Annotated in this window: 16 protein-coding genes; 1 reads left to right on the forward strand and 15 read right to left on the reverse strand. The window is 43.2% G+C overall.

Going from position 1 to position 15,280, the window contains the following annotated elements:
* Positions 1-41: 41 nt before the first annotated feature.
* The 3 genes from ychF to MHI53_RS25005 form a co-directional block, all read right to left on the reverse strand.
* Positions 42-1,142 (reverse strand): redox-regulated ATPase YchF, encoded by a 1,101-nt coding sequence (gene ychF, locus MHI53_RS24995; RefSeq protein WP_100530567.1) that lies wholly within the window; start codon positions 1,140-1,142, stop codon positions 42-44.
* 167 nt (positions 1,143-1,309) lie between these two features.
* Positions 1,310-1,507, reverse strand: a complete 198-nt coding sequence (locus MHI53_RS25000; RefSeq protein WP_057914158.1) for a DUF951 domain-containing protein — start codon at positions 1,505-1,507, stop codon at positions 1,310-1,312.
* A gap of 20 nt (positions 1,508-1,527) precedes the next feature.
* Positions 1,528-2,364: a mechanosensitive ion channel family protein gene (locus MHI53_RS25005; RefSeq protein ID WP_061141439.1), complete on the reverse strand. Its 837-nt coding sequence runs from the start codon at positions 2,362-2,364 to the stop codon at positions 1,528-1,530.
* 380 nt (positions 2,365-2,744) lie between these two features.
* On the opposite strand from MHI53_RS25005, the gene yyaC reads away from it, so the two are divergent.
* Positions 2,745-3,380: a spore protease YyaC gene (gene yyaC / locus MHI53_RS25010; protein WP_061141440.1), complete on the forward strand. Its 636-nt coding sequence runs from the start codon at positions 2,745-2,747 to the stop codon at positions 3,378-3,380.
* Between the two features lie 543 nt (positions 3,381-3,923).
* Here the strand turns inward: yyaC and MHI53_RS25015 are convergent.
* The 12 genes from MHI53_RS25015 to MHI53_RS25070 form a co-directional block, all read right to left on the reverse strand.
* Positions 3,924-4,625: a DUF554 domain-containing protein gene (locus MHI53_RS25015; protein WP_061143187.1), complete on the reverse strand. Its 702-nt coding sequence runs from the start codon at positions 4,623-4,625 to the stop codon at positions 3,924-3,926.
* A 58-nt stretch (positions 4,626-4,683) separates the two neighbouring features.
* Positions 4,684-5,544: a ParB/RepB/Spo0J family partition protein gene (locus MHI53_RS25020; protein WP_061143186.1), complete on the reverse strand. Its 861-nt coding sequence runs from the start codon at positions 5,542-5,544 to the stop codon at positions 4,684-4,686.
* The gene (locus MHI53_RS25025) at positions 5,537-6,298 is read right to left on the reverse strand and encodes an AAA family ATPase (protein ID WP_061143189.1); all 762 of its coding nucleotides are present in this window, start codon (positions 6,296-6,298) and stop codon (positions 5,537-5,539) included. Before MHI53_RS25025 ends, MHI53_RS25020 begins: the two co-directional genes overlap by 8 nt.
* Before the next feature lie 243 nt (positions 6,299-6,541).
* Positions 6,542-7,402 carry a nucleoid occlusion protein gene (gene noc, locus MHI53_RS25030; protein ID WP_061143185.1) on the reverse strand — a complete coding sequence of 287 codons (861 nt, stop codon included), beginning with the start codon at positions 7,400-7,402 and terminating at the stop codon, positions 6,542-6,544.
* A 380-nt stretch (positions 7,403-7,782) separates the two neighbouring features.
* A complete protein-coding gene (gene rsmG / locus MHI53_RS25035) occupies positions 7,783-8,499 on the reverse strand; it encodes a 16S rRNA (guanine(527)-N(7))-methyltransferase RsmG (RefSeq protein WP_340372548.1) in 717 nt (238 codons plus the stop codon).
* Positions 8,500-8,529: 30 nt separating this feature from the next.
* On the reverse strand, positions 8,530-10,416 hold the full coding sequence (gene mnmG, locus MHI53_RS25040; RefSeq protein WP_340372549.1) for a tRNA uridine-5-carboxymethylaminomethyl(34) synthesis enzyme MnmG: 1,887 nt from the start codon (positions 10,414-10,416) through the stop codon (positions 8,530-8,532).
* 22 nt (positions 10,417-10,438) lie between these two features.
* Positions 10,439-11,824 (reverse strand): tRNA uridine-5-carboxymethylaminomethyl(34) synthesis GTPase MnmE, encoded by a 1,386-nt coding sequence (gene mnmE / locus MHI53_RS25045; RefSeq protein WP_061143182.1) that lies wholly within the window; start codon positions 11,822-11,824, stop codon positions 10,439-10,441.
* Between the two features lie 357 nt (positions 11,825-12,181).
* Positions 12,182-12,802: an RNA-binding cell elongation regulator Jag/EloR gene (gene jag, locus MHI53_RS25050; protein ID WP_340372550.1), complete on the reverse strand. Its 621-nt coding sequence runs from the start codon at positions 12,800-12,802 to the stop codon at positions 12,182-12,184.
* Positions 12,799-13,587, reverse strand: a complete 789-nt coding sequence (gene spoIIIJ / locus MHI53_RS25055) for a YidC family membrane integrase SpoIIIJ (RefSeq protein ID WP_061143180.1) — start codon at positions 13,585-13,587, stop codon at positions 12,799-12,801. Before spoIIIJ ends, jag begins: the two co-directional genes overlap by 4 nt.
* A 169-nt stretch (positions 13,588-13,756) precedes the next feature.
* Positions 13,757-14,113, reverse strand: coding sequence for a ribonuclease P protein component (gene rnpA / locus MHI53_RS25060; RefSeq protein ID WP_061143179.1), 357 nt, complete (start codon positions 14,111-14,113; stop codon positions 13,757-13,759).
* Positions 14,114-14,193: 80 nt separating this feature from the next.
* The gene (rpmH, locus tag MHI53_RS25065) at positions 14,194-14,328 is read right to left on the reverse strand and encodes a 50S ribosomal protein L34 (RefSeq protein WP_081092489.1); all 135 of its coding nucleotides are present in this window, start codon (positions 14,326-14,328) and stop codon (positions 14,194-14,196) included.
* 136 nt (positions 14,329-14,464) lie between these two features.
* On the reverse strand, positions 14,465-14,854 hold the full coding sequence (locus MHI53_RS25070; RefSeq protein WP_340372551.1) for a hypothetical protein: 390 nt from the start codon (positions 14,852-14,854) through the stop codon (positions 14,465-14,467).
* Positions 14,855-15,280: the final 426 nt, after the last annotated feature.

Raw genomic sequence — 15,280 nt, forward strand, 5'->3', positions numbered from 1 at the left:
GATGAAAGCCCCTGCAAATTGTGCTGCAGGGGCTTTCATTCTTATACGTTAAAACGGAAATGGATGACATCGCCATCGTTAACGATGTATTCTTTTCCTTCAAGCCGCACTTTTCCAGCTTCTTTTGCAGCACCGTGACTGCCCGCTTCTAGCAAATCGGTATAAGAAACGACTTCGGCACGGATGAAGCCTCGTTCGAAATCGGTATGGATGACACCCGCACATTGAGGGGCCTTCATGCCTTTCCGGAATGTCCAAGCACGCACTTCCTGGACACCAGCGGTAAAGTATGTCGCCAATCCAAGCAAGTTATAGGAAGCACGGATCAATTGGTCAAGACCGGACTCCTCGATGCCTAGTTCAGATAAGAACATTTCCTTTTCTTCACCGTCAAGCTCGGCAATTTCTTCTTCGATTTTGGCACAAATCACGATTACTTCCGCGTTTTCGTTCGCTGCATATTCACGGACCTGCTGCACATATTCGTTGTCATCGGCATTAGCCACTTCATCTTCGCTTACGTTCGCCACATAAAGCGTCGGCTTCGCCGTAAGCAAATGCATGCCCTTGACGATTTTCAGCTGTTCTTCAGTAAATTCAACGGAACGGGCAGGTTTTTCTTCTTCCAATGCCGCTTTCAAAGTGACAAGGATTTCATGTTCAGCCACTGCGTCCTTATCTTTTTGCTTGGCCATTTTGCCGACACGGTCGATACGTTTATCAACCGATTCCAAATCGGCAAGGATCAATTCAAGATTGATGACTTCGATATCATCGATCGGATTCACTTTTCCGGAAACATGCGTAATGTTGTCATCAGCGAAACAACGGACAACCTGACAAATCGCATCAACTTGACGGATGTGAGAAAGGAACTTATTGCCAAGACCCTCACCTTTACTTGCCCCTTTTACAATCCCGGCGATATCGGTGAATTCGAATGCTGTCGGAACCGTTTTTTTCGGTTGGACCAAATCGGTCAATTTTTGCAAACGGTGATCCGGCACTTCCACGATCCCGACGTTCGGGTCGATCGTACAAAAAGGATAGTTCGCAGATTCCGCACCTGCCTGAGTAATTGCATTAAATAAAGTGGATTTCCCTACGTTAGGCAAACCGACAATACCAGCTGTTAAAGCCATTTATATTTCACTCCTTCAAGATAGTTCGTACATATGGAAAAAGGATTGATCTTCTATAAGCACCATCCAATTACCTAAACCTTTCCCAATTATAGATTTCGCTTCATAAAAAGACAAGTAAATCATTGAGATGGCAGGACTACTTTCACATAAAGAAAAAAGCATGATCACTTCTCATGCTTTTCCAGAACTTTTTTCATTTTCTTTGCGAATTCACGTCGTGCAAGCATTACGCTGTGGCCGCAGCCTTCACATTTTATCCGGATATCCATGCCTAGGCGAATGATTTTCCACTTATTCACACCGCACGGATGTGGTTTTTTCATTTCCACGATATCGTTCAGCGCAAATTCTTTTTCCTCCATGACCATTGAGCCCCCTAATTCTACGACTCGCTGCCACTGTAAGTGGATTTAATCCCAATTAAATCGAGGGCAGCACTTATTTCTTTTCTCAAAACCCTGCTGAATTCGACATTTTGCAATGGCTTGGTTTCCGCTGTAACCCGAAGGACGACTTCATCAGGATTTATCGTTTCGATCCCCAAAAATTCAGGAGCTTTGACCAGGGCATCGTATTTGCCTTCCATGCTGTTTAAAAGCTCAATCAGAACCCTTTCGGCACGCTCGATCGATCCATCATTGGCGATTGTCACATCAACGACCGCCTTGCTGTTCAAAATCGAATAGTTGGTGACTTGTATGATGCTGCCGTTAGGAATGAAGTGCAATTCGCCTGCATCACTTTTAATTTTCGTTGTCCGAAGCCCGATTTCAATGACTTCTCCCTCATAGGTATTGATCTTAATATAATCACCAACCGAAAATTGATCTTCAAAAATCACGAAAAATCCTGTAATGATATCCTTGACCAAACTTTGGGCACCAAACCCGATGGCCAAGCCGATTACCCCTGCACCAGCAAGCAATGGCATTACATGAAGTCCAAAAATTTCAAGGATCATCATCAAAGCGATGAAATTGATCACATAGGTAATGATATTTTCCAGCAACTTTATGAGGGTCGCTTCCCTGCGCTCCGAAACCCGAATCGGAGTTCTTGAACGAGCTTTGAAGAATTTATTTAAAAGGGTCTTTCCTATAGTAATAATAATACGCGATAACAATAGAACAAGGAAGATTTTAATAATGCCCTCGCCTATCAACAACCATATCTTTTCATCCAATAATTCGCTTGTAACGTTATCATACATGCGGCTCATGTTTTCCTCCTACCTCTTGCATAATGCTGCAAAGCTTTTTTTCTTCTCTATGATTTTCTTTTATGGACGTATTCCTGTACCCCTTTTGCCTTAAACTAACCATGATTAAAAGAAGTTTTCTCTATTTTAACAAGAAATAAGGGTTTCTGTACAAAAAAATTATGGGTATAGAGGTAAAAGAATTAGACGTTTTTTCCCAGATGATAAAGCACCAGAATATATAGAAAGCAATTGGTAGAATGGAAGAAACATCTATCCATCTCCCCTTCGCCCGTTTGCAGGCTCTACAAAATATCCCCTCACCGATAACATTAATGCCGTATATTTTCCCCTTTTTATCCGTATACTGTAATACCGAATAAAATAAAGGAGCTGAGTCGATGAATCTGAATTCTAGTCTATTTCATACTAATAAAAATAGATTGAGTCGCATCCTTCATGAAGATACGGATGCATCCAAACAAATTTCCCAAGAATTGATCAACCTTCTGCCAACCGGAAAGCTTCAGCCCATCGTCATTGTCTGCATCGGCACGGACCGTTCTACAGGCGATTCACTCGGACCGCTTGTCGGCACTCTGCTAAGCGAGAAAACGCAAAACAACTCTTCTCCTTTCCATGTGTATGGGACTCTGGACGACCCTATCCATGCAATGAATCTGCAGGAGAAATTGAACGAGATAAATAAGATTCATACTGATTCCTTTATCATAGGCATCGATGCTTGCTTAGGTAAACTGAAAAGCGTTGGCATCGTCCAAATCGGGCAAGGCCCCGTGAAACCCGGTGCTGGAGTCAATAAAGATCTTCCTTCCGTTGGTAATGCCCATATCACGGGAATCGTCAATGTCAGTGGATTCATGGAATTCATGGTCCTGCAAAACACCCGTCTCAATCTTGTGCTGAAAATGGCCAAAACCATTGCCGCAGGAATTGATGAGGCGCAAAATCTTTATCAAGCAAAACCAGCCATCACGCCATTCACTTGGGCATTGAAGCAAGAAAAAACCCTTTAATGAATCGTGTATAGACTGATCAGATCAAGATTCACTCCTTATATTGTGAAACATAAATGACTGGAAGCAACTGAAATGATTGAAGCGGTAGTGCCACTGAACACTAACATTGGTTTTAGGAAATAAAAAAGGATCTTCCATGGAAGATCCTTTCAGACTGCAGGCAAACTTGATGAAAATCGAGTTTGTCTATTTTTTAAGGCATGTACAATGTGGACGTTGATTTCCACTCCAGGCAGTGCAGGTTTTTCGGCCTTCCACTCACTTTTTCCGACCTTCGACGCAGGTTTTCCGACCGTTCACTCACTTTTTCCGACCTTCGACGCAGGTTTTTCGGCCGTTCACTCACTTTTTCCGGCCGTTCATCGCTTATTCAGAGGCGGTTCCGCTTACCCCCGCTCGTAGACGCGCTTTTCCGCAGGAGTTTCGAACACCCGCCCCAATCACCTTTTTTAACTCCTAGATAGAAGCCTTTTCCACCGGGAAAATTTGATAAGAACGAAACCAATTACAAGAAGGAAGGGAATGTCCCTTCCTTCTTGTTTAAACATAATACATGATCGTGACGAGAATGGCCGTAACGAGGATGCCCGGAAGCAGGTTTGCGACCCTGATTTTGGTGATGCCGATGATGTTCAGGCCTAACGCCAATATCATGACGCCCCCCGTTGCGGTCATTTCCAATATGAACGAATCCATTAAGGCAGTCGGTATCATCGTGTTGATTTGTCTTGAAAAGATTGCAATGAAACCTTCATAAATAATGATCGGAAATGCTGAAAAGAGGACACCTATCCCTAGCGTGCTGGCAAGGACAAGTGCAGTAAACCCATCAATGATCGCTTTCGTCATCAGAACATCATGATTATTCCTGATCCCGCTATCCAGGGCACCGATAATCGCCATCGCCCCAATCCCGAATATGAGCGTAGCCGTTACAAACCCCTGCGAAATCGAAGTCCCTTCCTTGGCCTTCATCCTGCGCTCGATCCAATTCCCTAAAGAATTCAGCCTGCCTTCAAGATTGACCCATTCGCCAAGGGCAGCGCCCCCTACGATGCTTAAAATGACAAGAATGAACTGCTCACTTTTCAATCCCATCTGCAGGCCTAAAACCATGATGGCCAAGCCGATTCCACTCATGACCGTTTCTTTTATCTTTTCAGGTATATGCTGTAAATACCTTCCCAAAATCGAACCGATTAAAATGCACGCACCATTCACCAAAGTACCTAATAAAACCATCATCTAATTCACCCATTTTTCGACAGTGAAAAAATAAATCGACATGCCATTTTCCAAGTTATGAGGAAAGGTTCTCTTGATCGATCAAGTCCAGAATCCGCTCTAGATCTTCTTTTGAAAAAAATTCGATTTCTATTTTCCCTTTTTTCTTGCTCTGCTTTATCGTTACACTGGTTCCCAGCCTTTCGCGAAGGCTTGTCTCGCGCTGTTTTATGAAAATATCTTTTTTCTCTTGTTTATTTGGTTTCGTTTCACGTGAAACGCGATCGTTCAATTGATGTATGTATTGCTCCAGCTGTCTTACATTCATTCCTTCTTTGAGGATTTTATCCACTACAGGCTTCAGCATTTCCTTGTTCTTGATGCCCAGTAATGCCCGGCCATGTCCCATCGACAGTTTCCCCGCTGAGATATGGCTCCTTATCCCTTCAGGCAGCGATAGCAATCGCACATGGTTGGCAATATGGGGCCGGCTTTTCCCCAGGCGGTTGGCCAGCTGCTCCTGGGTGAATTCCAGTTTTTCCAGCAGTGTCTGATAGGCCGCCGCTTCCTCGATCGGGTTTAAATCTTCCCGTTGCAGGTTTTCCAAAATGGCCAGTTCCATCATCTGCTGTTCATTCAATTCCCGGACAACGACAGGAACTGTCTTCAAACCAGCTTCCATGGCAGCACGATAGCGTCTCTCCCCAGCCACGATTTCATATCCCTTGATACTTTTCCGGGCAATAATCGGCTGCAGGATCCCATGCTCCTCGATCGATTGCTTCAGTTCTTCTATCGCTTCAAGCCGGAAGTTCTTTCGGGGCTGATAAGGATTTGGCCTTAGTTCCCTTAATTTGATTTCGCGCACGATTTCATCTTTACTTATTTCACCATTATTGAAAAGTGCGTTAAGTCCTTTGCCAAGCCCTTTAGCCATGTGATACCACTTCCTTTGCCAATTCTAAATAGACCTCCGCTCCACGTGATTTCGGATCATAAATGATGATTGGTTCTCCATGGCTCGGTGCCTCGCTCAAACGCACATTGCGGGGTATGATCGTTTGATAAACTTTATCCTGGAAGTACTTTTTGACTTCTTCAATGACCTGGAGACCTAAATTCGTTCTCGCATCCAGCATCGTCAATAGCACACCTTCGATTTTCAACTCATGGTTCAAATGCTTTTGCACGAGTCGGACCGTATTCAAGAGTTGACTTAAGCCCTCCAATGCATAATATTCACATTGGACGGGAATCAAAACGGCATCAGCCGCCGTCAAAGCATTAAGCGTGAGCAAGCCTAGAGATGGAGGACAGTCGATCACAATGTAATCGTATTCGCTTTGCACCTCTTCCAATGCCCTTTTTAAGCGCACTTCCCTTGATATCGTTGGTACCAGTTCAATTTCAGCACCTGCAAGTTGAATGGTCGCAGGTATGGCATATAAGTTTTCCACCTTTGTTTCCAAGATGACGGCACTGGCTTCGACGTCATCCACCAATACATCATAAATACACTGCTCGACATCTGCTTTATCAATACCTGCACCGCTCGTCGCATTTCCCTGCGGATCGATATCGACCATTAAGACTTTCTGCCCTATGTAAGCAAGGCACGCACTTAGACTGACAGAAGTTGTCGTTTTTCCTACACCGCCTTTTTGATTGGCAATGGCAAGAATCTTACCCACGAATTCACCTGCTTTCAACTATCTTCAATACGCCATTTATTACCGTAAATCCACTTATTTCTTTCTATTTTATCATGAATATTACTGGAAGAAATCGTTTTCTTCAATTCCACAAAAAATTGAAAAATGCCTAAACGGCACGAAAAGCCGCGGAAAAGCGTAACACTTTCGCAAAAGATAAGCCCTGCGAAGGCAAAAAAAGCTTGGTAATCGGAGACTACCAAGCTGGGCCAAGAATGGGGATCAAGATTTTTTCTTGGGTATTTTTATCGTGAATTGATAATACTCCTCGAATTCTTCTTCCTCTGCATCCAAGTTTATTCCGTTGTCTGTAACCATGCTGAGCGATTGCCGGATCGTGTTCACGGCGATCCTCATGTCCTTACTGAACGCCTTCCGCTTAGGTTTCGGTTTTTGCACCGTACCTGTCAGAAGCTTGACGACCTGCTCTTCCGTCTGCTTGACATTCAACCCTTTTTCGATGATTTCCAAAAGCAATTTGATTTGCTTTTCCGGACTTTTCAACGGAATCAACGAACGGGCATGCCGCTCCGTAATTTGCTTTTGAAGAAGTGCATCTTGAACTTCCTGGGGCAGCTTAAGCAGCCGCAGCTTATTCGCAACGGTTGATTGCCCTATCCCCAACCTTTGTGCCAAAGCTTCCTGGGTCAAACTATGCAGCTCCAAGAGTTTACCGTATGCCAAAGCTTCTTCAATCGGTGTCAACTCTTCACGCTGAAGGTTTTCTATCAGCGCAACGGAAGCCGTTTCTGTATCGGTGAAATCCTTGATAATTGCAGGTGCCAATTCCCAGCCCAGCTTTTGCATGGCTCGAAAACGCCGTTCACCTGCTATGATTTCATATTTCCCCTGTCCATAAGCCCTTACTACGATTGGTTGAATGATTCCATGAGTATGGATCGTTTGAGCCAATTCAGCAATTTTATCGTCATTAAAAACGGTCCTTGGTTGAAATCGATTAGGTACAATATCAGAAATGGATATTTTTCTTATTTCTTCATTATTATTGCTAGGTGTCTCCATCTCTAGTTGCTGTTCTTCTTTTTCGCCAAACCCAAAGAACCGCGAAAAAGGATGCTTCATCTTCCTACACCACCTTTTAAAACTCCCAAATAACATATTCTCTATTTAAAGGACAAGTCCTGCATACATTTCCCGACATGGTTATACATATGATCCTTCACTGTAAAAAACATGTCGACTGGCGTCATCAAGGCAATATGTGGAGCGGACGACCAGTGATTTTCTACCTCTTTCGGCATGCCCCGGATTATTTCCCCGAATTGAATAGGGAAATATCGCCAACATACCAGTCCTGCTTCGAAAAATTGGCACAAGGTCTATTGTACCAAGGTCCGCCTTCATGCGGGATTATCCATTAATAAATGAATGGAATGATACCTTTATAGTAAAAGAAAACATGGACAAGTGCCAGCTCTATATGCGATTTTTCTTACTAAAGGTTATTCAATGGGCTGTTTATTCGGTGTCCCTGGTTTTCTTGGATATTTTTTCGGCGTCTTCTTCACCTTATTGACTGTAATGATGTTTCTTTCACTATTTTCTTCTGGCAAAGTGAAGTGATGGATTTCAGCAATTTTTCCGCCTAACGTGAAAATCGCCTTTTTCCCTGTATCCATTTCATCTTGTGCACTGGCTGCTTTCATGGCGATGAACGTACCCTCGGTCTTCACAAGCGGCAAGCATAATTCACTTAAAACGGACATCCTCGCCACCGCTCTTGCCATGACAATATCATAAGCTTCACGGTGCTCCGGTTTTTGGGCGAAGGTTTCCGCCCTGTCATGATAGAAGGAGACGTCCTTTAATTGCAGGGAATCCGCAAGATGATTCAAGAAAGAAATCCGCTTATTCAAGGAATCAACAATCGATACGTGAATGTCCGGGAAACAAATCTTCAATGGAATGCTGGGAAAACCAGCTCCAGCCCCAACATCGCAAATCCGATAAGGTTTGTTGAAATCGAAATAGAAGGCAGCACTGATAGAATCATAAAAATGCTTTAAATAAACCTCTTCTTTATCAGTGATGGCCGTTAAGTTCATCTTTTCGTTCCATTCAACCAATAAACGGTAATAGGTGTCAAACTGATCAAGCTGGTGAGGAGAAAGCTCGATCCCTTTCTCCTGCAACGCTCTTTGGAACTGTTCTATATTCATGTTTTCTTCAATCCTTTTTGGGTATTTCCCTTACTGAGATACTCGGGCAATCTTTCCTTGTTCCAAATAAACGAGCAAAATCGAAACATCGGCCGGATTCACACCGGAAATTCTTGAGGCCTGCGCCACCGATAGCGGAGTGACCTGTTTTAATTTTTGACGTGCTTCCGTTGCGAGGCCAGAAATGGCATCATAGTCGATATTCTCTGGAATCTTTTTATTCTCCATTTTTTTCAGGCGATCGACCTGCTGCAACGATTTTTCTATATATCCTTCATACTTGACCTGGATTTCGACCTGTTCCGTCACTTCATCACTCAGTTCGACATCGCTTGGAGCCAAACTTTGAATATGGGAATAATTCATTTCAGGCCGTTTCAATAAATCAGACGCACGGATGCCATCCTTAAGCTCACTGCCGCCACTGGCAGTGATGACCGCTTGTACCTCTTCGGTCGGTTTGATGAAATGCGATTTCAGGCGTTCTTTTTCCTGTTCGACCGCCGCTTTTTTCAAAAGGAAACGATTATAGCGCTCTTCTTTAATCATTCCAATATTGAATCCCATCTCCGTTAAGCGTAAATCGGCATTATCATGGCGCAATAATAACCGATATTCTGCCCGTGAAGTCAACAATCGATAAGGTTCATTGGTGCCTTTCGTTACAAGGTCGTCGATGAGAACCCCAATATAGGCATCGGAACGGCTTAAAATCAGCTCTTCTTTACCGATCGCTTTCAATCCGGCGTTAATACCGGCCATCAGACCTTGGCCAGCTGCTTCTTCATAACCGGAAGTGCCGTTAATTTGTCCGGCAGTATACAGATTCTTAACCTTTTTCGTTTCCAAGGTAGGCCAGAGCTGAGTAGGGACGATCGCATCATATTCAATCGCATATCCAGCACGCATCATTTCCGCCTTCTCAAGTCCCGGGATCGTTTGAAGGATCTTCACTTGCACATCTTCAGGCAGACTGGTCGATAACCCTTGCACATACACTTCCTTCGTATTGCGTCCCTCAGGCTCAAGGAAGATTTGGTGCCGCGGTTTATCATTAAAACGGACGACCTTATCTTCTATCGATGGGCAATAACGAGGTCCCGTTCCTTTTATCATTCCGGAATACATAGGAGAACGGTGCAAATTATCATCGATCAGCTGGTGCGTCCCCTCATTGGTATACGTCAGCCAGCATGGCAATTGATCGGTGATGAACTTTGTCGTTTCATAAGAAAAGGCGCGTGGCACTTCATCGCCAGGCTGTATTTCCGTTTTGCTGTAATCAATGGAAGAGCTATTCACACGGGGCGGTGTTCCCGTTTTAAAACGGACCAAATCAAACCCCAATTGCTCCAAATGTTCAGAAAGCCTGATGGAAGGCTGCTGATTATTGGGGCCGCTCGAGTATTTCAGTTCACCTAGGATGATTTCACCGCGTAAATAGGTTCCCGTGGTGATTACGACCGTTTTCGCACGATATACCGCTCCTGTTTTCGTGACGACACCCGTACAAATGTCGTTTTCAACGATCAATTCCTCTACCATCCCTTGAATCAAGGTCAGATTCTCTTGGTCTTCTATCGTCTTTTTCATTTCTTGTTGATAGAGAAATTTATCCGCCTGGGCACGGAGCGCACGAACGGCCGGACCTTTTGCCGTATTCAGCATCCTCATTTGAATATGGGTCTTGTCGATATTTTTTCCCATTTCTCCGCCTAAAGCGTCAATTTCCCTCACGACAATCCCTTTTGCCGGTCCGCCAACGGAGGGATTGCATGGCATGAAGGCGACCATATCCAAGTTAATGGTGATCATCAGCGTTTTAGCTCCCACTCTTGCAGCGGCCAGCCCTGCCTCACTACCAGCATGCCCGGCCCCAATTACAATGACATCATAGCTACCTGCTTCGTATTGCATGTCCTTTTCCTCCTTTTTTCGATTATTTTCCTAAACAAAATTGCGAGAACAATTGGTTGATTAAATTATCCTGGACGCTTTCACCAATGATTTCACCGAGGAGCTCCCATGCTTTCGTGAAATCGATTTGAACCAAATCAATCGGCGTACCCATTTCAATCGCTTCAATTGCATCGGTAATGGACTGCCGTGCCTGTCCGAGCAAAGCGATATGCCGGGCATTGGATACATAAGTCAGGTCTCCCGTTTCTAAAGCACCTTCAAAAAATAGGGAAGCAATGGCTTCCTCCAATTCGTCGACCCCTTGGTCTTCAAGTAATGAAGTGGAAACAACCTTATGGGATGCTGAATATTGCTTCACCTTTGCCCTATCGATTTTTTGTGGAAGATCCGTTTTATTGATGATGACAATAACATCCATTCCCTCGACAGCCTGGAACAGCAACTCATCCTCAGGTGTAAAATCATCGGAATAATTCAATACGAGCAGGATTAAATCAGCTTCTTTCAATACTGCACGAGACCGTTCAACCCCAATTCTTTCAACGATATCTTCCGTTTCCCGAATTCCTGCCGTATCGACAAGTTTAAGCGGAACACCGCGAACATTGACATATTCCTCGATTACATCACGCGTTGTCCCAGGAATATCCGTGACAATCGCTTTATTTTCATGAACCAAGCTGTTAAGCAAAGAAGATTTCCCGACATTGGGGCGCCCGATAATAACGGTCGCAAGCCCATCGCGAAGGATTTTCCCCTGCTGGGCTGTATGAAGCAGCTTCTCGATTTCGGTCTTGACATAACTGCCTTTTTCCAAAAATAAACGATGTGTCATTTCTTCGACATCATCATATTCCGGATAATCTATATTTACCTCGACTTGAGCGAGTGTCTGTAAAATTTCTTGGCGAAGGTTTTGGATTAATTTTGAAAGCCGGCCTTCCATTTGTCCTAAAGCAACATTCATCGCTTTATCCGTTTTAGCGCGAATCAAATCCATGACGGCCTCCGCTTGGGAAAGGTCGATCCTTCCATTCAAAAAGGCACGTTTCGTAAATTCACCCGGTTCAGCAAGACGAGCACCTTGAGAAAGGATGAGCTGCAATACCCGATTGACCGAAACGATTCCGCCGTGACAGTTAATTTCCACGACATCTTCCCTTGTAAACGTCTTTGGCCCCTTCATGACGGAAACCATGACTTCCTCTATGATTTCACTCGTTTTAGGCTGGATAAGATGTCCATAATGAATCGTATGTGAATTGACCTCAAGCAATCCTTTTCCGCCTGGTCCTTTAAAAATCCTATCGGCTATTTCTATGGCCTCATCACCGCTGATTCTAACGATGGCGATTGCCCCTTCCCCTAAAGGGGTAGAGATAGCGGTGATTGTATCGAATTCCATGTTTTCACCTCTTATATATTGATGTTTCTATATTATTTTTGATAATAAAATCGTCGAATCCCTAAATTACTACAATACCACAGTATATTCATGAAAAAAAGTAGATACTCCTTCCTTCCAAGAGTTATCCACATGCAGCGCAACCATATTCTGTAACATCCATTTTAACTTATCCACATGTGAATAACAAATGCGGCGGCTCTCCCTTTTTCCCTTTCAATACGGAATGTGCGACCATCGAAATGAAGCGTGTCGGTTATTGCTGAATGGCCCTTTATATTACATAGCTTTCGACAAAAACCGATGGCACGTCCACGTCTCACCAAAAAAAAGAACCCCTGCTAATAAGCAGAAGGTTCATTTAAGCGGCGTAATGACCAAATGGCGATAAGGTTCGACACCGCTTGAAGTTGTTTTGATTCTCGGATAATGCAACAGTGCATTATGAATGACCTTACGTTCATAGCTTGGCATCGGCTCCAATGAAACGGCCTTGCCCGATTTCAGCGCTTTGTTCGCCATTCTTTCAGCCAATTGAATTAACGTCTCATTGCGTCGATTTCGATAATCTTCCGCATCGACTGTAATATTCAAGAACTGCTTCGAATGGCGATTCGCAACAAGCTGTGTTAAATATTGGAGGGAATTCAGCGTTTGACCCCTTTTCCCGATCAATAAAGCGATTTTATCACCTGATAATTGGAATGTTACGTTCTTCCCTTTCCGGTGGACATCGATTTTGGCATCGACACCCATCTCAAGGCTGACATTCTTCAAGAATCCAAGTGTCTCCTCGATTGGATCAGGAGGCAATGTCACATGGACAATGGCCTTCCTTGCCCCAAATAAGCCGAAAAATCCTTTTTTTCCTTCTTCCTCAATTTCAATCTCGACGCGATCCTTCGTGCTGTTCAGTTGAGCTAAAGCTAAATTTACTGCTTCTTCGACAGATTGTCCTGTAGCAGTCACTTTTTTCACTTTTTCTTTGCCCCTCCCGCGTTTTCCGCAGCTGCTTTTCTAAGATCCGGACCTTTAATGAAATAGGTTTGAACGATACCAAAAAGGTTACCTACTACCCAGTAAAGAGAAAGAGCAGCGGGGAAATTAATAGCAAAAACAACAATCATGATCGGCATGATATAAAGCATCATCGTCATTTGTGCAGCCATTTGTGGATTGGAGTTCATCCCGGCCATCGACATTTTCTGTTGGATGAAAGTCGTGATCCCTGCGACTACCGGTAAAATATAATAAGGATCCGGTGAGCCTAGATCAAACCAAAGGAAACTATGTAAGGCTATTTCATGCGTACGGCTGATGGCATGGTAAAATCCGATCAGGATCGGCATTTGAACCACTATCGGCAAACATCCAGCCAGTGGATTCACATTATATTTTGAAAATAGGGCCATTGTTTCTTGCTGTAGTTTTTGTTGTGTGGCAGCATCTTTTGAGCTGTATTTCGCTTGAAGTTCCTTCATCTCAGGCTGGATGGCCTGCATGGCTTTCGAGCTTTTCACCTGTTTGATCATAAGCGGAAGCAATGCTAAGCGAATGATCAACGTGACACCGATGATACCCAAACCATAGTTCTCGCCAAATGTTTCAGAAAGCCAAATGATCAGGGCTGATAATGGATAGACGATGTATGAATTCCAAAAACCCTCACTATCCGCAGTAATCGGTTCTTTAATTTCCGTACACCCAGCTAACAGCATCATTATCGAGGCTAGTCCAATAATGAGTAATATTCGTTTTTTCAACCGTATTTTCCTCCTAACTGCAATCAATCTTTTTTTGATACTATTGCGAACTGCTCATCAGCGAAATGCAGGCCGCCATCTTCACAGTGCAAATGGGATGATCTATGTTATCTTTCTCAAATGGCTGGCATCCGCGAGAAATGCTTTGCTTCCGCCATATAAGGAGATTTCATTTGTTTTTCTTTGAAAAGTTTAGTGATTTAGAACGTTTCAGGACATGGATCAAGCTGCTTTTCACCTGGAAAAAGTCCATCTCCGCCGCTGGTTTTCGGGCAATCAAGATATAATCCTTACCATCTTCTACATCATCTTTCAATTCCAAAAACGCTTGCCGTATGTATCTTTTGATTTGATTCCTTACAACGGCGTTGCCGATTTTTTTACTGACTGAAAGGCCTATCCGGAAATGATCCTGATCCGGCTTTTCAAGGACATAGACAACGAATTGCCGATTAGCAGAAGATTCACCTTTTTTAAATACAAGCTGAAATTCATCCTCTTTCTTAATCCTTAACTTTTTTTTCATTTTTACACCTTCATTACATGAATTGAGTCTCAGTAAATCCCTTATTTTGCGAAAAAAGACCACTGAGACTTTTCAGTGGTCTATGCAGATAATACTTTTCTGCCCTTGCGGCGACGTGCAGCGATTACTCTACGTCCGTTTTTCGTGCTCATACGTGCACGGAAACCGTGAACTTTACTATGCTTGCGTTTATTCGGTTGATAAGTTCTTTTCATTATATGACACCTCCCTGAGGAATAACAGTTAAAGACAGTCTTTACAATTATATAGATGGAGGTTTCTACTTGTCAACCTCATCCAGAAAAAATATGTTTTTTTTGCTCAATGTCCAGTAGGCCTTTTTTTTACTACCTAGCCTATTGTAAATGATTTTGCTCCGAACTGATATAGAAATTTTTGGTGAGAGGGAAATTCCCCTCCTTTTATCGCTGAACCACAAGGATGGACTCCCGATGATTTCTTTTCCAAAATCGTTGCGAATCGACAAAGAATGCAAAAACCAAAAAACGCCTCATCGAGTACACGGCGTTTTTTGCGCGAACGACTTTGCGGTGCAGGACACTGCCTTGAAACTTTGCAATTAATTAATTTATTGGTGATCGCAGCCATCGTCTGTGGATAAAATTCGACATGTTTTTTTCTGTCCACAACCCATTTTATAGACTTTTGCACATAACAATAGCCTGTGGAAAAGTTTTTCCCACACGCTCGGTAAGTTGTGGATAAAGTTTTCTGACCCATTGCAAGACGCCTGATTTTCTGATATTATATTTGTGTTTTCACTCTGAATAACTTTATCAACAGGTAACGGTTATCCACAAACTGTGTATAACATGTGGATAGCTTATTCGACCTGTGTATATTATTTTGTCCACAGACGGTGGATATTGTCGAAAACCCTTTTTTCTTCTTTATTATATATTTCTCAAAATACCTGTTGATGAATAAACATCCAAATCTTCATCTGCTAACAAGATGTAGTCTGTACAAAGGTTGTACAGCGCAACATATAGTGATAGGGACAGACCGTTTCACAAACACAACATCCCTTATACAGCTCACCGAAACCTTGCTGTCCAAATAGATAAAGACGGCAATCGATGAGTTTATTTGTGCCTATACAAATAGATGACATTCATAAAAATATTTTGCAAAGGAGGGATAAGT

The sequence above is a fragment of the Peribacillus sp. FSL E2-0218 genome (genome assembly GCF_037992945.1).
GTDB classification, from domain to species: Bacteria; Bacillota; Bacilli; order Bacillales; family DSM-1321; genus Peribacillus; species Peribacillus simplex_B.